Here is a 21,207-nt window from a genome sequence, read left to right as displayed (position 1 = left end):
GAATCAATCTTCCTTCGGCACAACCCAAAAAATCTGCACGCCGCCATCGTCGCGATAGGCGAGTGTGACGTTGTCGTTCTCGTCGATTTCCTCGAGCAGTTGCTCCCAGGCATCCATCGGCTCGTCCGGCAGACGGAAGATCAGTGCGGCTTTGGCTTTTTGTGCGGTGGGAGAATTGATGATTTTCTGAACGCGCATGCCCATGCGTTCGTAAGCGTCAGGAGCATCAGGAGAGGTGGCCACGAGGTTATCCTTATTAAGCTGTACGTGCATACAGTATTTAACTGTAAGCATTTTCGCAACTGCTTAAAATTCAAGAAAATCCTCTGACAGCGCTTTTCCGGTTTTGGTGTAAGTCGGGTCGATTATTTTGTGCGAAAAAGTCGCGCTCAGCGTAGGTGGCAGTACCACCCGCCGCGCGGGCGAGTGGTGAGCAAGCTGCCCGACCCGGAAAGGGTCAGGCGAGGGTCAATCAATATTCCCAGAACATCCGTTGCAGCTCTTTGCTGTCGTTGGTTTTGGTCAGGGCGACCATGGCCAGGATGCGGGCTTTTTGCGGGTTCAGATCGTGAGCGACAACCCAGTCGTACTTGTCGTCAGGCTGTTCGGCGTTACGCAGGACGAAACCCCCGGCGTTGACGTGGGACGAGCGGATGATCTGCACGCCATCTTTACGCAGGGCCTGCAGGGCTGGCACTACGCGCGAAGATACCGAACCATTGCCGGTACCGGCATGGATGATGGCTTTGGCGCCGGCCTGGGCCAGAGCCTTGTAGGCAGTGTCGTCGACGTTGCCGTAGGAATAGGCGATTTCTACGTCAGGCAGGCTCTTGATGTTTTTGATGTCGAATTCCGAATCCATGGTGTGACGCTTGGCTGGCAGGCGGAACCAGTAGGATTTGCCTTCAACCACCATGCCCAGCGGACCCCAAGGGCTTTTGAACGCCTCGGTCTTGATATTGATCATCTTGCTGACGTCGCGACCGGACTGGATTTCATCGTTCATGGTCACCAGCACGCCTTTGCCGCGCGCTTCTTTGCTGCTGGCGACGGCAACGGCGTTATACAGGTTGAGCATGCCGTCCGCCGACATGGCGGTGCCCGGACGCATCGAGCCGACCACGATGATCGGTTTGTCGGTCTTCTCGACCAGGTTCAGGAAGTAGGCGGTTTCTTCCAGGGTGTCGGTGCCGTGGGTAATGACAATGCCATCGACGTCCTTGCTATCGGCCAGTTCGGACACGCGACGGCCCAGTTGCAGCAGGTTGTCATTGGTGATGCTTTCGGAGGCGATCTGCATGACTTGTTCGCCACGCACATTTGCCAGTTTGCTCAGTTCCGGGATGCCGGCGATCAGTTGTTCAACGCCGACCTTGGCTGCTTGATAAGTGGCACTGTTGGCCGCGCTGGCGCCAGCGCCGGCAATGGTGCCACCCGTGGCGAGTACCACGACGTTGGCGAGTTTGGTCTGGGTTTCGACTTCTTTAGCCTGAAGAGCGGTCGGCAGGAGCAGGAGGAGGGCCAAAGCGCCCGGTACCAAGGTGTTGAAAGCAGATTTCATTATTTTTCTCTCTAGTAGTGAGACGGTGCTGATGCAGGTTCATCTAGATGCGCCCCGAGCCCATCTGAATGCTCGGGGTGCAGGCTAGGGAGCAGGATCTGTACCAGCCGTACTTTGCTTCAGAGAAATGTTTAACTTCATGATTTATATCAAGTTTTTATAAGTGGTCAAACCAGGGAACGCATCGCTCATCCGGGTTTCCGAACATTGGAAGCTTTCGCGTTCGGCTTACCGAAAGGGACTACAGCTCCTGGCGAACGAAACAGCTTGCCGGTTTCAGTTTTTCTGCTAAAGAAACCCGTCTGCAGGCCGATGGGTGTTCAAGGAAACGCTAATTTAGGGAGTTCACATGTCACTGACGATCGGTCTTTCAAATCCCGGCGCAGTCACCATTGGCGGTAAAACCGCAGCGACGATCAAGGCGATGAATCAGGCGGAAGCGGATGCTTCTGCCGAAGCGCTGGGCGTCGAAAAGGAACCGAGCAAAGAGGTCAGAACCGGTGGTCCTGCGCAAGAAGCCAACAAGGCTGATAGCGCTGACAGCGGCGATAGCCTGAACGTCACCGTCAAAATGTTGCTCAAGCGGATGAAGGAGCTGCAAAAGCAACTGCAGGAGCAACAACAGCAACTGGCGGCGGCTCAGGCTGCGAGCTATCCGACACCGGAGGCCAAGTCGCAGGCAGTCATGTCCATTCAGGGGCAGATCGCGCAAACCAGCGGGGCGCTGATGGAGGTCTCGGCTGCGCTGCTCAAGGAAATGTCCAAGGGTTCCACCAGCGGCAGCATGGTCAACACCACGGCGTGAGCATCGAAGGGGCGAATCGGCGGATACGCCCCGAAATCAATACCGATTTCTGATTGTTGACAAATGTCGGCTGGATTCGCATAGTTCGGTCTACGCAAACGTTTGCGCGGCTTTCCCGATGCAGTATTGCCCGGAAGAAAGCGATCAAGCTTACGCCAGCGCGAGCGTTGCTCACAATAATCATAAGATCGGAGTGAACCCATGAAGCTGCCATTTGCTGGACGTCTTCTTGCTGTCGCTATGCTGGCTGCTGCAGCCGCCGCACTACCTGTCTCTTCGGCCTTCGCCGAGTCCCCGGAAAAACCCAAAGTCGCGCTGGTCATGAAATCCCTGGCCAACGAATTCTTCCTGACCATGGAAGATGGCGCCAAGGCCTACCAGAAAGAACACTCCGCCGATTTCGACCTGATCTCCAACGGCATCAAGGACGAGACCGATACCGCTGGCCAGACCCGTATCGTCGAGCAAATGATTCTGGCGAAAGTCAATGCGCTGGTCATCGCACCGTCCGATTCCAAGGCCATGGTGCCGGTGATCAAGAAAGCCGTCGATGCCGGTATCACCGTGATCAACATCGACAACCAGCTCGACCCGCAGATCGTCAAAAGCAAGAACATCAGCGTGCCATTCGTAGGCCCGGACAACCGCAAGGGTGCGCGTCTGGTCGGTGAGTACCTGGCCAAAAAACTGAAGGCCGGTGACGAAGTCGGCATTATCGAAGGCGTGTCCACCACCACCAACGCCCAGCAGCGCACCGCAGGCTTCAAGGATGCAATGGAAGCGGCGCAGATCAAGGTGGTCTCTTTGCAATCCGGTGACTGGGAGATCGACAAGGGCAACAAGGTGGCCGCGTCGATTCTCAGCGAATACCCGGATGTAAAAGCACTGCTGGCGGGTAACGACAGCATGGCCGTCGGCGCCGTTTCTGCGGTGCGTGCTGCCGGCAAGGCGGGGCAGGTGCAAGTGGTCGGCTACGACAACATCAACGCCATCAAACCGATGCTCAAGGATGGCCGTGTACTGGCGACTGCCGATCAGTTCGCCGCCAAGCAGGCGGTGTTCGGTATCCAGACCGCGCTGAAAATCCTCAAGGGCGAGAAAATCGACAGCGGCGTCAATGGCGTGATCGAAACGCCGGTCGAGCTGGTCACCCAGTAAGTCTTCTGGCGACACAACGGCGCTCGTCCGTCCGGGCGAGCGCATGGAGAGTTTTTTATGTCAGTTTCCGCCCCGAACGCTGTCCTCTCGGTCAGCGGTATCGGTAAGACCTATGCGCAACCGGTGCTCACAGGCATCGACTTGACGCTGATGCGCGGTGAAGTGCTGGCGCTGACCGGCGAAAATGGTGCCGGTAAAAGCACGCTGTCCAAGATCATCGGTGGTCTGGTCACGCCAACCACGGGCCAGATGCAGTTCCAGGGCAAGGACTACCGCCCGGGCAGCCGTACCCTGGCTGAAGAGCTGGGCGTGCGCATGGTCATGCAAGAACTCAATCTGTTGCCGACCCTGTCGGTGGCGGAAAACCTGTTTCTCGACAATCTGCCGAGCAACGGTGGCTGGATCAGCCGCAAGCAATTGCGCAAAGCTGCTATCGAAGCCATGGCTCAGGTCGGCCTCGATGCCATCGATCCAGACACTCTGGTCGGCGAGCTGGGTATCGGGCATCAGCAGATGGTCGAGATCGCGCGCAACCTGATCGGCGATTGCCATGTGCTGATTCTTGATGAGCCAACGGCGATGCTCACCGCCCGTGAAGTGGAAATGCTCTTCGAGCAGATCACTCGCTTGCAGGCGCGCGGTGTCTCGATCATCTATATCTCCCATCGTCTTGAAGAGCTGGCGCGAGTCGCGCAACGCATTGCCGTACTGCGTGACGGCAATCTGGTCTGCGTCGAGCCGATGGCCAACTACAACAGTGAGCAACTGGTCACCTTGATGGTCGGTCGCGAACTGGGCGAACACATCGACATGGGTCCACGCAAGATTGGTGCGCCGGCCCTGACGGTCAAGGGGCTGACCCGCTCCGACAAGGTGCGCGATGTTTCCTTCGAAGTGCGTGCCGGCGAGATCTTCGGGATTTCCGGGCTGATCGGGGCCGGACGCACGGAATTGCTGCGGCTGATTTTCGGCGCCGATCTGGCCGACAGCGGCACGATCGCTTTGGGTTCGCCGGCGCAGGTGGTCAGTGTGCGTTCCCCGGTTGATGCGGTGAACCATGGCATTGCCTTGATTACCGAAGACCGCAAGGGCGAAGGCCTGCTGCTCAGTCAGTCGATCAGCGCCAACATCGCCTTGGGCAACATGCCGGAAATTTCCAGGGCCGGGATCGTCAATAACAGCGACGAAACCTCCCTGGCGCAGCGCCAGATCGATGCCATGCGCATCCGCAGTTCGAGCCCCACTCAGCTGGTGTCGGAACTGTCCGGCGGCAATCAGCAGAAAGTGGTGATCGGTCGCTGGCTGGAGCGCGATTGTTCGGTGCTGTTGTTCGACGAGCCGACCCGTGGCATCGACGTGGGTGCCAAGTTCGACATCTATGCCTTGCTTGGCGAGTTGACGCGTCAGGGCAAGGCGCTGGTGGTGGTCTCCAGTGACCTGCGCGAGCTGATGCTGATCTGCGACCGGATCGGTGTGCTGTCGGCAGGGCGTTTGATCGATACCTTCGAGCGCGACAGCTGGACTCAGGATGATTTGCTTGCCGCCGCGTTCGCCGGCTACCAAAAACGTGATGCGTTGCTCAATGAAGCGGCGCCTAGGGAACTCCCATGAAAACTGCATCTTCTGCCGGCAAACGTAGTGGCAATTTCTACGGTCTGGGCACCTATCTGGGCCTGGCCGGTGCCTTGTTGGCGATGGTGGCGCTGTTCTCGGTGATGAGCAGCCACTTTCTGTCCTATAACACCTTCAGCACCCTGGCCAACCAGATCCCCGATCTGATGGTGCTGGCGGTGGGCATGACCTTCGTGTTGATCATCGGCGGCATCGATCTGTCGGTGGGTTCGGTGCTGGCGCTTGCCGCCTCGACGGTCAGCGTGGCGATTCTCGGTTGGGGCTGGAGCGTGTTGCCGGCCGCGTTGCTCGGCATGGCGGTGGCGGCACTGGCCGGTACGGTCACCGGGTCGATTACTGTGGCGTGGCGGATTCCGTCGTTCATCGTTTCGCTGGGTGTGCTGGAAATGGCGCGGGGCCTGGCGTACCAGATGACCGGTTCGCGCACCGCCTACATCGGTGACTCGTTTGCCTGGCTTTCGAACCCGATCGCCTTCGGTATTTCGCCGTCGTTCATCATTGCCTTGCTGGTGATCTTCATTGCGCAGGCCGTTCTGACTCGCACGGTGTTCGGGCGCTACCTGATCGGTATCGGCACCAACGAAGAAGCCGTGCGTCTGGCCGGGATCAACCCCAAACCGTACAAGATTCTGGTGTTCAGCCTGATGGGGTTGCTGGCCGGCATCGCCGCACTGTTCCAGATTTCCCGTCTGGAAGCGGCAGATCCGAATGCCGGCTCCGGCCTGGAGCTGCAAGTGATCGCTGCCGTGGTCATCGGCGGGACCAGTCTGATGGGCGGGCGCGGCTCGGTGATCAGTACTTTCTTTGGTGTGTTGATCATCTCGGTACTGGCTGCCGGCCTGGCGCAAATCGGTGCGACTGAGCCCACCAAACGCATCATCACCGGCGCGGTGATTGTCATCGCGGTCGTGCTTGATACCTATCGCAGTCAACGCGCCAGTCGACGGGGCTAAGTCATGGCAACGATCAAGGATGTGGCGGCGCTCGCAGGGATTTCCTACACGACCGTCTCGCATGTGGTGAACAAGACGCGCCCGGTCAGCCAGGAAGTGCGGCTGAAGGTCGAGGCGGCCATCAAAAGCCTCGACTACGTGCCCAGTGCCGTGGCGCGCTCGCTGAAAGCCAAGACCACTGCGACCATTGGCTTATTGGTGCCCAACAGCCTAAACCCGTATTTTGCCGAGTTGGCTCGGGGTATCGAGGATTACTGCGAGCGTAACGGCTACTGCGTGATCCTCTGCAACTCTGACGACAACCCGGAAAAACAGCGCAGCTATTTACGAGTGCTGCTGGAGAAACGCATCGACGGTCTGATCGTCGCTTCCGCCGGTGGCGACATCGGCCTGGCGCAAGGGTTGGCTGGCGTGAAAACGCCGATGGTCATTGTCGACCGGGGGCTGGAAGGCGTGGATGCGGATCTGGTGCGCATCGACCATGAATATGGCGCGTATCTGGCGACCCGGCACCTGCTGGAGTTGGGGCATCGCGACATCGCCACCATCGGCGGTCCGTCGAGTACCAGCGTGGCGCAAATGCGTCAGGCCGGTTTTTGCCGGGCATTGAAGGAGGCTGGCATCAAGGTGCGCCCGGAGCGCATGCTGGAAAGCGATTTCACCAGCACCGGCGGCTACAACGCAGCAGCGATCCTGCTCGAAAGCCGCCCACCGAGCGCGATTTTCGCCGGTAACGACATGATCGGTATCGGCGTGCTCCGTGCGGCGGCCGAGCGCAATGTGCGGGTGCCGAGCGAGCTGTCGGTGATCGGCTTCGACGATATCCAGATGAGCCGTTATGTGTACCCGGCGCTGACCACAGTCGGCCAGTCGATCTTGCAATTGGGCGAGATGGCTGCCGAAGTGTTGCTGCGAAGAATTGCCACCCCGAGCCTGGTCACCGATCAACGGATCGTGACCCCGAGTATTGTCTTGCGCGAATCGACTGCGCCGCTGTCCGGCGTATTCACCGAGTACCGCTGAAACCGAATTGACGAGTAGCGATGTATGCCAGCAAATGTAGTGGTAATAGGCAGCCTGAACATGGATCTGGTGACCCGGGCGCCGCGGCTGCCCAAGGGCGGTGAAACGCTGATCGGTCATTCCTTTGCCACGGTGTCCGGCGGCAAGGGCGCCAATCAGGCGGTGGCTGCTGCGCGCCTGGGGGCGCAGGTCGCGATGGTCGGCTGTGTTGGCAACGATGATTACGGGGTGCAATTGCGCGACGCATTGCTGGCCGAGCAGATCGATTGCCGGGCAGTGAGCACGGTGGAGGATTCCAGTGGGGTGGCGCTGATCATCGTGGACGACAACAGTCAGAACGCCATTGTGATTGTCGCCGGCGCCAACGGTGCGATGACCCCCGCAGTGATTGACCGCTTTGATGCCGTGCTGCAGGCCGCCGATGTGGTGATCTGTCAGCTCGAGATTCCGGATGCAACGGTGGGCCATGCGCTCAAGCGTGCGCGTGAGCTGGGCAAGACAGTGATCCTCAACCCGGCACCGGCCAGTCGTCCGCTGCCGGCAGACTGGTTTGCGGCGATTGACTACCTGATTCCCAACGAAAGCGAAGCCGCTGCGTTGAGCGGGTTGCCAGTGGATTCGCTGGAAACCGCTGAAAGCGCGGCCAGCCACCTGATTGCCATGGGCGCAGGCAAGGTCATCATCACCCTCGGTGCGCAAGGCTCGCTGTTCGCCAATGGACAGGGGTTCGAGCATTTTCCGGCACCCAAAGTGAAAGCGGTCGATACCACGGCAGCGGGGGACACCTTCGTTGGCGGGTTTGCGGCGGCGCTCGCCAGTGGCAAGTCCGAGGCCGAAGCCATCCGTTACGGGCAGATTGCTGCGGCGCTGTCTGTGACCCGGGCTGGTGCGCAGCCTTCCATTCCAACCATGTCCGACGTACAGGCGTTCAAACCCGCATGAAAAAGACTCCTTTACTCAATGTCGCCTTGTCGCGGCTGATCGCCTCCCTGGGGCATGGCGACATGGTGGTCATCGGTGATGCCGGGCTGCCGGTGCCGCCGGGTGTTGAATTGATCGATCTGGCGTTGACTCACGGCGTTCCGGATTTCATCAGCACCCTGAAAGTCGTGCTCAGCGAGATGCAGGTGGAAAGCCATGTGCTGGCCAACGAAATTCTCGACAAGCAGCCGACGGCGTTGAGCACGCTGGATGAGTTGCAAGAAGAGGGCGCCCTCGGTCGGCGTGATCTGCTGACTCATGAGCAATTCAAGGTACTCAGCCGACAGGCACGGGCGATTGTTCGTACAGGCGAATGTCAGCCGTACTGCAACATCGTGCTCGTGGCGGGAGTTATCTTCTAATCGGGGTTTCGCCCCTTAAATTTTCATAAGCACAAGGAATGCGCCATGCACCGCTACGCTCAAAAACTGCACCAATTGCTTCGGAGTCTGCTGCTTTTGTCTTTTATCTCCGCCACCGGCGCTCAGGCCGCTGAAAAGATCGATCTGATCATCGACACCGATCCGGGTGCTGACGACGTGGTCGCCTTGCTGTTTGCCCTGGCATCGCCGGAGGAACTGAACATTCGCGCATTGACCACCGTGGCCGGCAACGTGCGGCTCGACAAGACCTCGCGCAACGCGCGCCTGGCTCGCGAGTGGGCAGGGCGCGAGGACGTCCCGGTCTACGCCGGCGCGCCAAAGCCGCTGATGCGCACGCCGATCTATGCCGAGAACATCCACGGCAAGGAAGGCCTGTCGGGTGTTACGGTGCATGAGCCGAAAAAAGGCCTGGCCGAAGGCAATGCGGTCAACTACCTGATCGACACCCTGAAAAAGGCCAAGCCGCACAGCATCACCATCGCCATGCTCGGCCCGCAGACCAACCTGGCGCTGGCGCTGATCCAGGAACCGGAGATCGTTCAGGGCATCAAGGAAGTGGTGATCATGGGCGGTGCGCACTTCAATGGCGGCAACATCACCCCGGTGGCCGAGTTCAACCTGTTTGCCGACCCGCAAGCGGCAGAAGTGGTACTCAAGAGCGGCGTGAAACTGACCTACTTGCCGCTGGACGTGACCCACAAGATCCTCACCAGCGACGCCCGCCTGAAGCAGATTGCTGCGCTCAACAATAATGCGAGCAAGATTGTGGGCGACATTCTCAATGAGTACATCAAGGGTGATATGGAACACTACGGTATTCCGGGTGGCCCGGTGCATGACGCTACCGTCATCGCCTACCTGCTCAAGCCAGAATTGTTCACCGGCCGTTCGGTGAATGTCGTTGTCGATAGCCGTGAAGGGCCGACTTTCGGCCAGACCATTGTCGATTGGTACGACGGCCTGAAGGCACCCAAGAACGCCTTTTGGGTTGAAAATGGCGATGCGCAGGGTTTCTTTGACTTGCTGACCGAGCGTCTGAAACGCCTGAAGTAAATTATTCGCCCGCAGGTGCCAGCCTGCGGGTTTTATCCCTTCTTTGCGTGTTCATGGTCGACCTGTTCGGTCGGGTAACGCTCGAAAATCTGCTTTATGAATTGCTGGGCCGCTTCAGTGCCCAGCTCTTTGACCAATAGATCGATACCAATCAGCGCCAGTTCTTCGGTGTTTCCCGGGCTGTAAGAGCTGTGTCCGTCTGCCCATTTGGCTTTGATGTCGGCGTCGATGCTGATGGTGGTCATGAGAGCGCTCGAAAAATCGGAAGATCTTGGAGTTGAGTTAACCACTTTGGCGGGCATTTGGCACTGCGACTTAGGCATGAGCGCGACGCTATGCGACACTTGGTCTTTTCCGACTGATCCAAGGAATGCGCTGTGCAGATTGATTTGAACGCCCCCGACGGCCTGACACTCGAGGCGGTGCGCCAGTTGCTGGCCTCGGCCAGCGATGATGTGCACACGCAGTTGCGCGTGACCAAGGGCGGGATTGCCTATATTTCTTCGGGCGTGACGGGTGGCCAGGACATTGACGGCCTATTGTTTCGGCTGGAGACCTGGGCCAAGGGTTCGGGTTATGTAGGCAACGTCGCGGCCAGTGATGAAGTCTGGGTCATGCAGATTTTCAATGCGCTCAAGGACAACTGGCCGAATCCACCGCTCGACTACATCGACATCTACTGAGCTTGGTTAATATTCGGTGACGATTGTCTGAGGATGCATTGCCTGCTGTTCAGGCAGACTCAGCGTTTTTCCGGATCGTGGGGCAGGGTGATGGCACTCGCTGTGAAACCAAACGCCGGATTGGCGGTCGCACGATCTCAGCTTAACCATTTGAAAGAAGGAGGCTTCATGCCTTTGAAGTTCGCGTCTCTGGGTGCACTTATGGCCGTTGCCATGTTGGCCGGTTGCAGCACAACCTCCAGCGAGTCGGCAAAGGATCCTGTGGCGACCGATGCCGGTCATAGCCGCTGTGAAGCAAAGGCAGCGGAATTTGCCATTGGTAAAAAGGCTTCGCCTGAGCTGCTGGATCAAGCTCGCGCCAAGGCTGGCGCGCAAAATGCCCGATTTCTCAAGCCGACCGACATGATCACCCTGGAGTATCGTTCCGATCGCCTGAACCTGAACACAGACGCCAATCTGGTGGTCACCCGCGTCAACTGCGGCTGATCACAGAAAGCTTTTGTTGCAGGCATAAAAAACCCCGTCACATGGACGGGGTTTTTTTAGTGCGCCGGGAAATTACTCTGGGCGAACTTGTGCAGCTTGCATACCCTTTTGGCCTTTCTCAGCCACGAAGGAGACGGTCTGGCCTTCTTTCAGGCTTTTGAAACCGTCGGATTCGATAGCTTTGAAGTGTACGAACAGGTCGTCACCGCCACCTTGAGGAGTGATGAAGCCGAAGCCTTTTTCATCGTTGAACCATTTAACGGTGCCGGTTTGGCGATTAGACATGGTGTATCTCCAAGAAACATATATTTTCAGTAGTACTGTGCTGCTCAGGCCAACTGGGCACACCCGGGTATCATAGTCGAAATGTTCGCTTTGGTAGCCCCCTGGACGTGCTGTTTGCTTTCATATTGCATTCATTTCAGTCTCTGAAATGTCTGCAGGCCCCGGTTTCAGAGGCTTTCAGCCGAGATTCAAGGGCGTAAAAAAAGCTATAAAACCTGCGTAAATTATCGAAATCAGGGTCTTTTTGGCGGTTTTAAGGCTGTCGCAGACCCGAAAAAGCAATCGTCAGCGCTTATTTCTGCACTCGGCAAACCGAGATTTCTTTCAGTGCGCGCTGACCCAGTTCTGCAGTTGGCGGCGTTTTTGGATCCATGAGTTGCGAGATTTCCTGCGTGGTGAATTTCTTCTCCAAAACGTCGGCGCCGCAGCCGCAGTGTTTTTCGGCTTCGGCCGTGTTGACTTTGTTATTTTGACTTGCAGCAGCTGTACAGTCCTTCATGTACTGGGCTTTGACGCCAGCAGGCCACGCAGCGTTGGCGCTCAGCGGCAGCAGCAGGGCCAGCGGGGCCGCGAAAGCAAAAAGTCGGATAAGGCGCATGTCTGAAACTCCTTGGTGTGATATCGGCGACGATTCTCAGCCTATTTGAGGCAAAGCGTATATCCCAAGTTCACTTCGCGCCGCAAAAATGCACAAATCTTCAGCGCTGCAAATCGTTCGAGTCGATGACCGCTCATCTGTGCTAGCATGCCGGGCTCAAGCGCTCTCAGGCTCCGGACGGCCTTCAGCCCCGGCAGCGGTCAGCGTGCGAACATTCTGATTTGAATCCCAGTCACTCTGGTTCGGTTTTCCGGTTGGCCGCAAGGCTCCTGCCGCTGTAAGGCAGGCGTTCGTCATTGAATGGCCTGGATCGGATCTTGTACTGGCTCATCCCAACCCACGTGACCTTTGGTAGGGGTCACCACTAGGAGAGGAGGCGCCATGCCAACTATTACTCTTCCCGACGGCAGTCAACGTTCATTCGATCACCCGGTTTCCGTAGCCGAGGTCGCCGCATCCATTGGTGCAGGCCTGGCCAAGGCCACCGTGGCCGGCAAGGTCAACGGCAAGCTGGTCGACGCCTGCGACATCATCGACAGCGACGCGACGCTGCAAATCATCACGCCAAAGGATGAAGAGGGGCTGGAGATCATTCGCCACTCTTGCGCGCACCTGGTTGGCCACGCGGTCAAGCAGTTGTACCCGACGGCCAAAATGGTCATCGGTCCGGTCATCGACGAAGGCTTCTATTACGACATCGCCTTCGAACGTCCTTTCACGCCGGACGACATGGCCGCCATCGAGCAGCGCATGCATCAGCTGATCGACAAAGATTACGACGTCATCAAGAAAGTCACTCCGCGCGCCGAAGTGATCGAAGTGTTCAAGGCCCGTGGCGAAGACTACAAGCTACGCCTGGTCGAGGACATGCCGAATGAACAGGCCATGGGCCTGTACTACCACGAAGAATACGTCGACATGTGCCGCGGTCCGCACGTGCCGAACACCCGCTTCCTGAAATCCTTCAAGCTGACCAAGTTGTCCGGCGCCTACTGGCGTGGCGATGCCAAGAACGAGCAATTGCAGCGCGTTTACGGCACAGCCTGGGCTGACAAGAAGCAGTTGGCGGCTTACATCCAACGCATCGAAGAAGCGGAAAAGCGCGATCACCGCAAGATCGGCAAGCGCCTGGGCCTGTTCCACACCCAGGAAGAAGCGCCGGGCATGGTGTTCTGGCACCCGAACGGCTGGACCCTGTACCAAGTGCTCGAGCAGTACATGCGCAAGGTGCAGCGTGACAACGGCTACCTCGAGATCAAGACCCCGCAAGTGGTCGATCGCAGCCTGTGGGAGAAATCCGGGCACTGGGCCAACTACGCCGACAACATGTTCACCACCGAGTCGGAAAGCCGCGACTACGCCATCAAGCCAATGAACTGCCCGTGCCACGTGCAGGTGTTCAATCAGGGCCTGAAGAGCTACCGCGAGCTGCCGATGCGCCTGGCCGAGTTCGGTGCCTGCCACCGTAACGAGCCGTCGGGTGCGCTGCACGGCATCATGCGTGTACGTGCGTTCACCCAGGACGACGCCCACATTTTCTGCACCGAAGAGCAGATGCAGGCTGAATCCGCTGCGTTCATCAAACTGACCATGGACGTTTACCGCGACTTCGGCTTTACCGATGTCGAGATGAAGTTGTCCACTCGTCCGGAAAAGCGCGTCGGTTCCGACGAATTGTGGGACCGCGCCGAAGCGGCACTGGCTGCAGCCCTTGATTCCGCGGGCCTGCCGTACGATCTGCAGCCGGGTGAAGGTGCGTTCTACGGTCCGAAGATCGAGTTCTCGCTGAAAGATTGCCTCGGCCGCGTGTGGCAGTGTGGTACCTTGCAGCTCGATTTCAACCTGCCTGTCCGTCTCGGCGCCGAATACGTCTCCGAAGACAACAGCCGCAAACACCCGGTGATGCTGCACCGTGCGATCCTCGGTTCGTTCGAGCGTTTCGTCGGGATTCTGATCGAGCACTACGAAGGTGCGTTCCCTGCGTGGCTGGCGCCAACCCAGGCAGTGATCATGAATATCACTGATAAACAGGCAGATTTCGTCGCCCAGGTTGAAAAAACTCTCAACGAAAGCGGATTTCGTGCCAAGTCCGACTTGAGAAATGAAAAGATCGGCTTTAAAATCCGCGAGCATACTTTGCTCAAGGTTCCCTATCTTTTGGTTATCGGAGATAAGGAAGTCGAGATGCAGACTGTCGCTGTGCGTACTCGTGAAGGTGCTGACCTGGGCTCGATGCCCGTCGCCCAGTTCGCTGAGTTTCTCGCGCAAGCGGTTTCCCGGCGTGGTCGCCCAGATTCGGAGTAATTATTATTAAGCGTGAAATGAGACAAGATAAACGAGCTGCACCGAAAGCCCCGATCAACGAGAATATCTCGGCACGCGAGGTTCGGTTAATTGGCGCTGATGGCGAGCAGATTGGCATCGTCTCGATTGATGAAGCGCTTCGTATTGCTGAAGAAGCAAAGCTTGATCTGGTAGAAATCTCTGCTGACGCAGTCCCACCGGTTTGCCGGGTGATGGACTACGGCAAATCGATCTTCGAAAAGAAGAAGCAGATTGCAGCGGCGAAGAAAAACCAGAAGCAGATTCAGGTAAAAGAAATCAAGTTTCGTCCAGGGACGGAGGAAGGGGATTACCAGGTAAAACTGCGCAACCTGGTACGTTTCCTGAGTGACGGGGACAGGGCCAAGGTATCCTTGCGATTCCGCGGCCGTGAGATGGCCCACCAGGAGCTGGGGATGGAACTCCTCAAGCGGGTTGAAGCTGACCTGCTCGAGTACGGTTCGGTCGAACAGCATCCTAAGATGGAAGGACGCCAGCTGATCATGGTCATCGCCCCGAAAAAGAAGAAGTAATCAACAGGGCACGGCAGGCCTTCTGATTATGTTTATCAACTGAATGCGGAGTATCCGAACATGCCAAAGATGAAAACCAAAAGTGGTGCTGCTAAGCGGTTTCTGAAAACTGCTAACGGTATCAAGCACAAGCACGCTTTCAAGAGCCACATCCTGACCAAAATGTCGACCAAGCGTAAGCGTCAACTGCGCGGTAGCAGCTTGCTGCATCCGTCTGACGTGGCAAAAGTCGAGCGCATGCTGCGCCTTCGTTAATTTTTGGATCAAGAATAGAGGAAGTAACTCATGGCTCGTGTAAAGCGTGGCGTCATTGCCCGTAAACGTCACAAAAAAATTCTGAAACTTGCTAAAGGCTACTACGGTGCACGCTCCCGCGTATTCCGTGTTGCCAAGCAAGCGGTAATCAAGGCAGGCCAATACGCCTACCGTGACCGTCGTCAGAAAAAACGTCAGTTCCGCGCTCTGTGGATCGCTCGTATCAACGCTGGTGCTCGTGTTAACGGTCTGTCCTACAGCCGTTTCATCGCTGGCCTGAAAAAAGCGTCCATCGAGATCGACCGTAAGGTTCTGGCTGATCTGGCAGTGAACGAAAAAGCGGCGTTTGCTGCGATTGTCGAGAAAGCTAAAGCCACCTTGGCTTAAGTACCCCCGACAGTCACCCGGCCTCACCTCTGTGGGGCCAGGTGTTAAACGTCATAAATAGGGGAAGAGCCTTCAAGCTCTTCCCCTATTTTGTATCTGGAGTCTGTACATGGAAAACCTGGATGCGCTGGTCTCTCAAGCACTAGAGGCTGTGCAAAGCGCTGAAGATATCAATGCCCTGGAGCAAATCCGGGTTCAATACCTTGGCAAGAAGGGTGAATTGACTCAGGTGATGAAGACCCTGGGGAATTTGCCGGCAGAAGAGCGTCCGCAAGTCGGGGCCCTGATCAACGTTGCCAAGGAACGTGTCACAGGCGTTCTCAATGCGCGCATGGCTGTGTTTGAAGAAGCCGAACTGGCTGCCAAACTGTCTGCCGAATCCATTGACGTGACGTTGCCGGGCCGTGGCCAGACCTCCGGTGGTCTGCATCCGGTGACCCGGACTCTGGAACGTGTCGAACAGTTCTTCACCCGCATTGGCTACGGCATCGCCGAAGGCCCTGAGGTCGAAGACGACTACCACAACTTTGAAGCGCTCAACATCCCAGGTCATCACCCGGCCCGGTCGATGCATGACACCTTCTATTTCAATGCGAACATGTTGCTGCGCACCCATACCTCGCCGGTACAGGTCCGCACCATGGAGTCCAAGCAACCACCGATCCGCATCGTCTGCCCGGGCCGTGTATATCGCAGCGACTCCGATATTACCCACTCGCCGATGTTCCACCAGGTCGAAGGCCTGCTGGTCGATCGCGACATCAATTTCGCCGATCTCAAAGGCACCATCGAAGAATTCCTGCGGGTGTTCTTCGAAAAAGAGCTGGCCGTACGTTTCCGTCCTTCGTACTTCCCGTTCACCGAGCCATCCGCTGAAGTCGACATGGAATGCGTGATGTGCAGCGGTAAAGGCTGCCGCGTCTGCAAGCAGACCGGCTGGCTGGAAGTGATGGGCTGCGGCATGGTGCACCCGAACGTGCTGCGCATGTCCGGCATCGACCCGGAAGAGTTCTCCGGCTTTGCCTTCGGCATGGGCGTCGAGCGTCTGGCGATGCTCCGTTACGGCGTGAACGACTTGCGTCTGTTCTTCGACAACGACTTGCGGTTCCTCGCGCAATTTCGCTAGTCGTAACGAATTCTTAGGAGAGCAGGATGAAATTCAGTGAACAATGGCTGCGTGGCTGGGTTAGCCCGCAGGTAAGTCGCGACGAGCTGGTTGCTCGTCTGTCGATGGCGGGCCTGGAGGTCGATAGCGTGACCCCGGCCGCCGGTGTATTCAGCGGCGTGGTGGTGGGCGAGGTGCTGAGCACCGAGCAGCACCCTGACGCCGACAAGCTGCGTGTGTGCCAGGTCAGCAATGGCGCGGAAACCTTCCAGGTCGTATGCGGTGCGCCAAACGTGCGTCCGGGCCTGAAGATTCCGTTCGCCATGATCGGCGCCGAGCTGCCGGGCGACTTCAAGATCAAGAAGGCCAAGCTGCGTGGTGTCGAGTCCAACGGCATGCTCTGCTCGCAAACCGAGCTGCAGGTCGGTGAGGGCAACGACGGTTTGATGGAGCTGCCGGCCGATGCGCCGGTGGGCGAAGACTTCCGCGTGTATCTGGACCTGGAAGACGCCAGCATCGAGGTCGACCTGACCCCGAACCGTGGCGACTGCCTGTCGCTGGCCGGTCTGGCCCGTGAAGTCGGCGCTCTGTACGCTGCTCCGGTCACCCGTCCGGTGGTCATGGCCATTCCAGCCGTGCACGACGAAGTGCGATCGGTAGAAGTGCTGGCACCAGCCGCCTGCCCGCGTTACCTGGGCCGCGTCATCCGCAACGTCGACCTGTCCAGGCCAACCCCGCTGTGGATGGTTGAGCGTCTGCGCCGCGCCGAAGTACGCAGCATCGACGCTGCCGTCGACATCACTAACTATGTGATGCTCGAGCTGGGTCAACCGCTGCATGCCTTCGATCTCGCCGAAATCAATGGCGGCATCCGTGTGCGCATGGCGGAAGAGGGCGAGAAACTGGTTTTGCTCGACGGTCAGGAAGTCAGTCTGCGTAGCGATACGCTGGTGATCGCCGACCACACTCGTGCGTTGGCGATTGCCGGCGTGATGGGTGGCGAGCACAGCGGTGTGTCTGCGACCACGCGCGACGTATTCCTTGAGTCGGCGTTCTTCGATCAGATCGCTGTGGCTGGCAAGGCACGTTCCTACGGCCTGCACACCGACGCTTCGCACCGTTACGAGCGTGGCGTGGACTGGCAACTGGCCCGTGAAGCCATGGAGCGCGCCACTGGCCTGCTGCTGGAAATCACTGGTGGCGAAGCCGGTCCGATCATCGAGACCGTCAGCGAGCAGCACCTGCCGTCGATCGCGCCGATCACCCTGCGTGCCCAACGCATCACCCAGATGCTGGGCATGGAAATGGATTCGGCTCAGGTCGAGCGTCTGCTCAGCGGCCTGGGGCTGAAAATTACCGCTGACGGAGCAGGGCAGTGGCGCGTAGACGTGCCAAGCCATCGCTTCGACATCAGCCTGGAAGTCGATCTGATCGAAGAACTGGCTCGCCTGTACGGTTACAACCGTCTGCCGGTTCGTTACCCGCAAGCGCGTCTGGCGCCACAAGCCAAGACTGAAGCGCGCAGCGAATTGCCTGAGCTGCGTCGTCTGCTGGTAGCCCGTGGCTATCAGGAAGCGATCACTTACAGCTTCATCGATCCGAAGCAGTTCGAACTGTTCAACCCAGGCGTCGAGCCGCTGTTGTTGGCCAACCCGATTTCCAATGACATGGCCGCCATGCGTTCGTCGCTGTGGCCCGGTCTGGTCAAGGCGTTGCAACATAACCTGAACCGTCAGCAGGATCGCGTGCGTCTGTTCGAAAGCGGTCTGCGCTTCGTCGGTCAGCTGGAAGGCCTGAAGCAAGAACCGATGCTGTCGGGTGTCGTGTGCGGCAGCCGCCTGCCGGAAGGCTGGGCGCAAGGTCGTGACACGGTCGATTTCTTCGACGTCAAGGCTGACGTTGAAGCCGTGCTGGGTTTCGCCGGTGCTCTGGATACCTTCACTTTCGCCCCGGGCAAACACCCGGCGCTGCACCCGGGTCAGACCGCGCGCATCGAACGTGACGGGCGTGAAGTCGGCTTTATCGGCGCAATCCACCCTGAATTGTCCAAAGCCTTGGGTCTGGATCGTCCAGTCTTCGTCTTTGAGCTGGTTCTGGCGGAAGTGGCAGCCGGAAAAATGCCGCAATTCCACGAGTTGTCGCGCTTTCCTGAAGTGCGTCGTGACCTTGCCCTGATCGCGCACAAAGACGTCGCGGCCTCGGCAGTGCTGGACGTAATCCGTGAAAATGCAGGCGAATGGCTCACGGATCTCAGGCTGTTTGACGTGTATCAGGGTAAAGGTATTGATCCTGATAGAAAAAGCCTTGCAGTTGGCTTGACCTGGCAGCATCCATCGCGCACTCTTAATGACGATGAGGTGAATTCGACGACGCAAAATATCCTCACCTCGCTCGAACAAAGGTTGAACGCCACGTTAAGGAAGTGACGTATGGGGGCTTTGACGAAAGCTGAGATGGCGGAACGTCTGTATGAAGAGCTGGGCCTGAACAAGCGGGAAGCCAAGGAATTGGTTGAACTGTTTTTCGAGGAAATCAGGCACGCTCTTGAAGACAACGAGCAGGTCAAATTGTCCGGTTTCGGCAATTTCGACCTTCGGGACAAACGCCAGCGGCCTGGCCGCAACCCGAAAACGGGGGAAGAAATCCCGATCACGGCTCGCCGTGTGGTCACCTTTCGTCCAGGGCAGAAGTTGAAGGCCCGAGTTGAGGCTTATGCTGGAACCAAGTCATAACGACGAACTACCCGTCATCCCGGGCAAACGCTACTTCACCATTGGTGAAGTCAGCGAGCTGTGTGCGGTAAAACCACACGTGCTGCGCTACTGGGAGCAGGAGTTTCCTCAACTCAACCCCGTCAAACGCCGCGGAAACCGCCGGTATTATCAGCGCCAGGACGTGCTGATGATCCGGCAGATCCGCGCGCTCCTTTACGATCAGGGGTTCACCATCGGCGGCGCGCGCCTGCGTTTGTCCGGCGATGAAGCCAAAGACGACACCACCCAATACAAGCAAATGATCCGCCAGATGATCGCTGAGCTTGAAGATGTACTGGTGGTTCTCAAGAAATAAAAAGCGGCTTTTAAATACTTCCAGTTTTCAAAAGCTTGCGATATATTCTTGAGCGCTCTTCGAGATGAAGGGCAAGGTTCCAAACCAGTCGGGGCGTAGCGCAGTCCGGTAGCGCACTAGCATGGGGTGCTAGGGGGCGAGTGTTCGAATCACTCCGTCCCGACCATTATTCCTGAGTAAAATCAGACACTTGAGCCGATCAGTAAGATCGGCTTTTTTGTGCCTGCGCAAAACCCGCGCAAAACTCGATCAAATGCCCTGGCTCAGCGCCCGAATGGTTTCTCGATCACGAACTTGGCCACGTCGTTCAAAATGACCGGACGTTCGTCTCGGTTCTTCACGCCAGACCTGGCGCTACTGCCCCCAAACCCTGCCGGGATCAAGAACACACTTGTTCCCAGTTCCGATACCGCAATTTCCCGATTCCACTGAAGCTTTGTAAACCTCCTGCTCCCGGCAACCGGTGTTGACCTTGATTGCGCGCCGGCGACAGCTGAAAGGCTGTACATCATTTTTGAAGTTGCGCTGGTGGAGCGCCTGAAGATGCTGACGAAGAGCTGAGTCAGTCGGCTGGTCTGATTAGCTCCGAGCCTTGGTTGCGGACATTCCCTACAGCCCGATCAACCTTGAACCATTCGAAAACCGCTGTCGGCTCGCCCTGGTGCAGGACCATCTGCTCGGTGCATTCTTTCGGCGTGGCCGGGGCCCGCCATTCTTGGGCCAATCCGGCGTCAGCACCACCGGGAGGCCGATAGCTGGAGGATACATGCGGTTGTGTATATGATCCGCGCAATTAAAAAAGGATCAGGGAATGAAATTCTACAACCTCCAGGCCATGCGCGGCGTTGCGGCTTGCATGGTCTTTCTAATTCATCTGCTCAGCACCAAGCACGGCTTGGGCGCTGACTGGTTTCTTTTCAAATGGTGGTGGGTGGGCCCGGCTGGCGTGGATCTGTTCTTCGTCATATCGGGCTTCATCGTCTGCTACACGGCGGCGAAGGCCGGTCGGGAGGATCTTGCCCCAATCACGGCAGCAACTCGCTTCGGCATTAAACGCCTGTTCCGGGTGTATCCCGTCTACTGGATCGTCCTGGCAGTATCCTTTGCCCTGGCGCCATACGTGCAGACTGCTGACCCAGGCATGGCAGCCGAGCGCGTTTGGCGGCTGGTGACGCTGGCCACTACGAACAACAACCGTGTGGTACTGGCCTGGACACTTTGTTACGAGCTGTTCTTCTATTTGGTGCTGGCGCTGATCATCCTGATTCGGCCAAAGCAGGTGTATGAGCTGGTGCTTGGATGGATCGCTTTACAGATCGGCCTGACCATCTGGGCCAGTGGCGGCGGCTTGCAAATGTTCAACTACGTGCCACTGAGCCCGCTGATTCTTGAGTTCGGCGCCGGATGCATCCTGGCCTTCATGGTGGATCGTGGCGTAAAGGCGTATGGCTGGCAGTCCCTGATGGCGGGTGTGGCGCTGTTTTGCGTTGCGGTCTGGGCTCACTCTCAAAATGGTAACTGGGCACCGTGGTGGCGCTCGCTGTACTTCACTATCCCTTGCGCGTTGATTGTTTATGGCGCCATCGCCATTGAAATATCCAGCGGCGTTACACTACCGGCCTGGTTGCAGAAGGTGGGCGACTCGTCCTACTCGATCTACATCTGGCACCAACTGGTGCTGGCGATATTGCTCAAGCTGACCGAAATGTCAGGCCTTTTTGATGTGTTGCCCGGTCTGCTGATCTTGTTCATCTGGGGCGTGATCGCCCTGGCTTTTGGGTTCCTGAGCTATCAGGTGATCGAGAAACCAAGCCAGAACTGGATACACCGCGTGATGAAGCGGCCAGAGCGCAGAGAGCTTTCTCACATTTAGGCCGGATAGGCCCGCCGCTGAGCGGGCCTATTTATTGGGTCTGGATTTTTTCGTTCGGCAGA

At 57.7% G+C, this 21,207-nt stretch carries 24 protein-coding genes, 1 tRNA gene and 2 pseudogenes; 20 read left to right on the top strand and 7 right to left on the bottom strand.

Features of this window, described 5'->3' with window-relative positions; translation table 11 throughout:
* Positions 1–3: 3 nt before the first annotated feature.
* Together NN484_RS17635 and NN484_RS17630 are read right to left on the bottom strand one after the other, a co-directional pair.
* Positions 4–273, bottom strand: coding sequence for a DUF1654 domain-containing protein (locus NN484_RS17635; protein ID WP_371262577.1), 270 nt, complete (start codon positions 271–273; stop codon positions 4–6).
* Between the two features lie 199 nt (positions 274–472).
* Positions 473–1,561 (bottom strand): asparaginase, encoded by a 1,089-nt coding sequence (locus NN484_RS17630; protein ID WP_127650448.1) that lies wholly within the window; start codon positions 1,559–1,561, stop codon positions 473–475.
* 349 nt (positions 1,562–1,910) lie between these two features.
* On the opposite strand from NN484_RS17630, the gene NN484_RS17625 reads away from it, so the two are divergent.
* The 8 genes from NN484_RS17625 to NN484_RS17590 all read left to right on the top strand — a co-directional run bounded on the left by NN484_RS17625 (position 1,911) and on the right by NN484_RS17590 (position 9,549).
* Entirely contained in the window at positions 1,911–2,366 is a 456-nt protein-coding gene (locus NN484_RS17625) for a hypothetical protein (protein ID WP_215502825.1), read from the top strand.
* A 201-nt stretch (positions 2,367–2,567) separates the two neighbouring features.
* Positions 2,568–3,524, top strand: coding sequence for a sugar ABC transporter substrate-binding protein (locus tag NN484_RS17620; protein ID WP_274657561.1), 957 nt, complete (start codon positions 2,568–2,570; stop codon positions 3,522–3,524).
* 57 nt (positions 3,525–3,581) lie between these two features.
* Positions 3,582–5,135 carry a sugar ABC transporter ATP-binding protein gene (locus tag NN484_RS17615; protein WP_274657560.1) on the top strand — a complete coding sequence of 518 codons (1,554 nt, stop codon included), beginning with the start codon at positions 3,582–3,584 and terminating at the stop codon, positions 5,133–5,135.
* The gene (locus NN484_RS17610; protein WP_025111208.1) at positions 5,132–6,109 is read left to right on the top strand and encodes an ABC transporter permease; all 978 of its coding nucleotides are present in this window, start codon (positions 5,132–5,134) and stop codon (positions 6,107–6,109) included. Before NN484_RS17615 ends, NN484_RS17610 begins: the two co-directional genes overlap by 4 nt.
* A gap of 3 nt (positions 6,110–6,112) precedes the next feature.
* On the top strand, positions 6,113–7,132 hold the full coding sequence (locus tag NN484_RS17605; protein ID WP_127650455.1) for a LacI family DNA-binding transcriptional regulator: 1,020 nt from the start codon (positions 6,113–6,115) through the stop codon (positions 7,130–7,132).
* A gap of 24 nt (positions 7,133–7,156) precedes the next feature.
* Positions 7,157–8,074 carry a ribokinase gene (gene rbsK, locus NN484_RS17600; RefSeq protein WP_274657559.1) on the top strand — a complete coding sequence of 306 codons (918 nt, stop codon included), beginning with the start codon at positions 7,157–7,159 and terminating at the stop codon, positions 8,072–8,074.
* Positions 8,071–8,475, top strand: coding sequence for a D-ribose pyranase (gene rbsD, locus NN484_RS17595; RefSeq protein WP_274657558.1), 405 nt, complete (start codon positions 8,071–8,073; stop codon positions 8,473–8,475). Before rbsK ends, rbsD begins: the two co-directional genes overlap by 4 nt.
* Before the next feature lie 45 nt (positions 8,476–8,520).
* Positions 8,521–9,549: a nucleoside hydrolase gene (locus tag NN484_RS17590; RefSeq protein WP_127650460.1), complete on the top strand. Its 1,029-nt coding sequence runs from the start codon at positions 8,521–8,523 to the stop codon at positions 9,547–9,549.
* A 32-nt stretch (positions 9,550–9,581) separates the two neighbouring features.
* Here NN484_RS17590 and NN484_RS17585 read toward each other — a convergent pair whose 3' ends face one another.
* On the bottom strand, positions 9,582–9,794 hold the full coding sequence (locus NN484_RS17585) for a hypothetical protein (protein ID WP_274657557.1): 213 nt from the start codon (positions 9,792–9,794) through the stop codon (positions 9,582–9,584).
* 132 nt (positions 9,795–9,926) lie between these two features.
* Between NN484_RS17585 and NN484_RS17580 the strand changes: the two genes are divergently transcribed.
* On the top strand, positions 9,927–10,232 hold the full coding sequence (locus tag NN484_RS17580; protein ID WP_127650464.1) for a hypothetical protein: 306 nt from the start codon (positions 9,927–9,929) through the stop codon (positions 10,230–10,232).
* A 168-nt stretch (positions 10,233–10,400) separates the two neighbouring features.
* Positions 10,401–10,718, top strand: coding sequence for an I78 family peptidase inhibitor (locus NN484_RS17575; RefSeq protein WP_102356741.1), 318 nt, complete (start codon positions 10,401–10,403; stop codon positions 10,716–10,718).
* 72 nt (positions 10,719–10,790) lie between these two features.
* On the opposite strand, the gene NN484_RS17570 is transcribed toward NN484_RS17575, so the two are convergent.
* Together NN484_RS17570 and NN484_RS17565 are read right to left on the bottom strand one after the other, a co-directional pair.
* Entirely contained in the window at positions 10,791–11,003 is a 213-nt protein-coding gene (locus NN484_RS17570; RefSeq protein WP_003179963.1) for a cold-shock protein, read from the bottom strand.
* A gap of 292 nt (positions 11,004–11,295) precedes the next feature.
* Positions 11,296–11,601 (bottom strand): hypothetical protein, encoded by a 306-nt coding sequence (locus NN484_RS17565; RefSeq protein ID WP_274657556.1) that lies wholly within the window; start codon positions 11,599–11,601, stop codon positions 11,296–11,298.
* A 381-nt stretch (positions 11,602–11,982) separates the two neighbouring features.
* Here NN484_RS17565 and thrS point away from each other — a divergent pair, with 381 nt between their 5' ends.
* From thrS to NN484_RS17520, 9 genes are all read left to right on the top strand, one after another.
* On the top strand, positions 11,983–13,905 hold the full coding sequence (gene thrS, locus NN484_RS17560) for a threonine--tRNA ligase (protein WP_007961251.1): 1,923 nt from the start codon (positions 11,983–11,985) through the stop codon (positions 13,903–13,905).
* Positions 13,905–14,456 carry a translation initiation factor IF-3 gene (gene infC, locus NN484_RS17555; protein WP_170929410.1) on the top strand — a complete coding sequence of 184 codons (552 nt, stop codon included), beginning with the start codon at positions 13,905–13,907 and terminating at the stop codon, positions 14,454–14,456. The genes thrS and infC overlap by 1 nt, the downstream gene beginning before the upstream one ends.
* Positions 14,457–14,516: 60 nt before the next feature.
* Positions 14,517–14,711 (top strand): 50S ribosomal protein L35, encoded by a 195-nt coding sequence (rpmI, locus tag NN484_RS17550; protein WP_002553160.1) that lies wholly within the window; start codon positions 14,517–14,519, stop codon positions 14,709–14,711.
* Between the two features lie 30 nt (positions 14,712–14,741).
* Complete coding sequence (gene rplT, locus NN484_RS17545) at positions 14,742–15,098, top strand: 50S ribosomal protein L20 (protein WP_002553161.1); 357 nt, start codon at positions 14,742–14,744, stop codon at positions 15,096–15,098.
* A 109-nt stretch (positions 15,099–15,207) separates the two neighbouring features.
* On the top strand, positions 15,208–16,224 hold the full coding sequence (gene pheS, locus NN484_RS17540; protein ID WP_127926600.1) for a phenylalanine--tRNA ligase subunit alpha: 1,017 nt from the start codon (positions 15,208–15,210) through the stop codon (positions 16,222–16,224).
* 26 nt (positions 16,225–16,250) lie between these two features.
* Complete coding sequence (pheT, locus tag NN484_RS17535; RefSeq protein WP_274657555.1) at positions 16,251–18,629, top strand: phenylalanine--tRNA ligase subunit beta; 2,379 nt, start codon at positions 16,251–16,253, stop codon at positions 18,627–18,629.
* A 3-nt stretch (positions 18,630–18,632) separates the two neighbouring features.
* Positions 18,633–18,935, top strand: coding sequence for an integration host factor subunit alpha (ihfA, locus tag NN484_RS17530; protein ID WP_002553164.1), 303 nt, complete (start codon positions 18,633–18,635; stop codon positions 18,933–18,935).
* Positions 18,916–19,272 carry a MerR family transcriptional regulator gene (locus tag NN484_RS17525; protein ID WP_003179985.1) on the top strand — a complete coding sequence of 119 codons (357 nt, stop codon included), beginning with the start codon at positions 18,916–18,918 and terminating at the stop codon, positions 19,270–19,272. The genes ihfA and NN484_RS17525 overlap by 20 nt, the downstream gene beginning before the upstream one ends.
* An 89-nt stretch (positions 19,273–19,361) precedes the next feature.
* Positions 19,362–19,438 (top strand) — tRNA-Pro (locus tag NN484_RS17520).
* A gap of 103 nt (positions 19,439–19,541) precedes the next feature.
* Here NN484_RS17520 and NN484_RS17515 read toward each other — a convergent pair.
* A pseudogene (locus NN484_RS17515) lies at positions 19,542–19,746 on the bottom strand (tyrosine-type recombinase/integrase); the annotation flags it as partial.
* Positions 19,747–19,834: 88 nt separating this feature from the next.
* Positions 19,835–20,002, bottom strand: a pseudogene (locus tag NN484_RS17510) (DUF159 family protein); the annotation flags it as partial.
* An 81-nt stretch (positions 20,003–20,083) separates the two neighbouring features.
* On the opposite strand from NN484_RS17510, the gene NN484_RS17505 reads away from it, so the two are divergent.
* Positions 20,084–21,145 carry an acyltransferase family protein gene (locus NN484_RS17505; RefSeq protein ID WP_215502571.1) on the top strand — a complete coding sequence of 354 codons (1,062 nt, stop codon included), beginning with the start codon at positions 20,084–20,086 and terminating at the stop codon, positions 21,143–21,145.
* Positions 21,146–21,207: the final 62 nt, after the last annotated feature.

The sequence above is a fragment of the Pseudomonas serboccidentalis genome (assembly GCF_028830055.1).
In the GTDB taxonomy this organism is placed as follows: domain Bacteria; phylum Pseudomonadota; class Gammaproteobacteria; order Pseudomonadales; family Pseudomonadaceae; genus Aquipseudomonas; species Aquipseudomonas serboccidentalis.
Note: the sequence above shows the minus strand (reverse complement) of the source record. Positions and strands in the feature narration are given on the sequence as shown.

Bases quoted from the DNA above. Each gene is read 5' to 3' on its own strand.
- NN484_RS17570 (WP_003179963.1), bottom strand. From the start codon at position 11,003: ATGTCTAATCGCCAAACCGGCACCGTTAAATGGTTCAACGATGAAAAA.
- NN484_RS17605 (WP_127650455.1), top strand. From the start codon at position 6,113: ATGGCAACGATCAAGGATGTGGCGGCGCTCGCAGGGATTTCCTACACG.
- rbsD (WP_274657558.1), top strand. From the start codon at position 8,071: ATGAAAAAGACTCCTTTACTCAATGTCGCCTTGTCGCGGCTGATCGCC.
- NN484_RS17625 (WP_215502825.1), top strand. From the start codon at position 1,911: ATGTCACTGACGATCGGTCTTTCAAATCCCGGCGCAGTCACCATTGGC.
- NN484_RS17610 (WP_025111208.1), top strand. From the start codon at position 5,132: ATGAAAACTGCATCTTCTGCCGGCAAACGTAGTGGCAATTTCTACGGT.
- pheS (WP_127926600.1), top strand. From the start codon at position 15,208: ATGGAAAACCTGGATGCGCTGGTCTCTCAAGCACTAGAGGCTGTGCAA.
- NN484_RS17630 (WP_127650448.1), bottom strand. From the start codon at position 1,561: ATGAAATCTGCTTTCAACACCTTGGTACCGGGCGCTTTGGCCCTCCTC.
- NN484_RS17615 (WP_274657560.1), top strand. From the start codon at position 3,582: ATGTCAGTTTCCGCCCCGAACGCTGTCCTCTCGGTCAGCGGTATCGGT.
- rpmI (WP_002553160.1), top strand. From the start codon at position 14,517: ATGCCAAAGATGAAAACCAAAAGTGGTGCTGCTAAGCGGTTTCTGAAA.
- NN484_RS17525 (WP_003179985.1), top strand. From the start codon at position 18,916: ATGCTGGAACCAAGTCATAACGACGAACTACCCGTCATCCCGGGCAAA.
- NN484_RS17620 (WP_274657561.1), top strand. From the start codon at position 2,568: ATGAAGCTGCCATTTGCTGGACGTCTTCTTGCTGTCGCTATGCTGGCT.
- rbsK (WP_274657559.1), top strand. From the start codon at position 7,157: ATGCCAGCAAATGTAGTGGTAATAGGCAGCCTGAACATGGATCTGGTG.
- NN484_RS17585 (WP_274657557.1), bottom strand. From the start codon at position 9,794: ATGACCACCATCAGCATCGACGCCGACATCAAAGCCAAATGGGCAGAC.
- ihfA (WP_002553164.1), top strand. From the start codon at position 18,633: ATGGGGGCTTTGACGAAAGCTGAGATGGCGGAACGTCTGTATGAAGAG.
- thrS (WP_007961251.1), top strand. From the start codon at position 11,983: ATGCCAACTATTACTCTTCCCGACGGCAGTCAACGTTCATTCGATCAC.
- rplT (WP_002553161.1), top strand. From the start codon at position 14,742: ATGGCTCGTGTAAAGCGTGGCGTCATTGCCCGTAAACGTCACAAAAAA.
- pheT (WP_274657555.1), top strand. From the start codon at position 16,251: ATGAAATTCAGTGAACAATGGCTGCGTGGCTGGGTTAGCCCGCAGGTA.
- NN484_RS17565 (WP_274657556.1), bottom strand. From the start codon at position 11,601: ATGCGCCTTATCCGACTTTTTGCTTTCGCGGCCCCGCTGGCCCTGCTG.
- NN484_RS17635 (WP_371262577.1), bottom strand. From the start codon at position 273: ATGCACGTACAGCTTAATAAGGATAACCTCGTGGCCACCTCTCCTGAT.
- NN484_RS17505 (WP_215502571.1), top strand. From the start codon at position 20,084: ATGAAATTCTACAACCTCCAGGCCATGCGCGGCGTTGCGGCTTGCATG.
- NN484_RS17590 (WP_127650460.1), top strand. From the start codon at position 8,521: ATGCACCGCTACGCTCAAAAACTGCACCAATTGCTTCGGAGTCTGCTG.
- NN484_RS17575 (WP_102356741.1), top strand. From the start codon at position 10,401: ATGCCTTTGAAGTTCGCGTCTCTGGGTGCACTTATGGCCGTTGCCATG.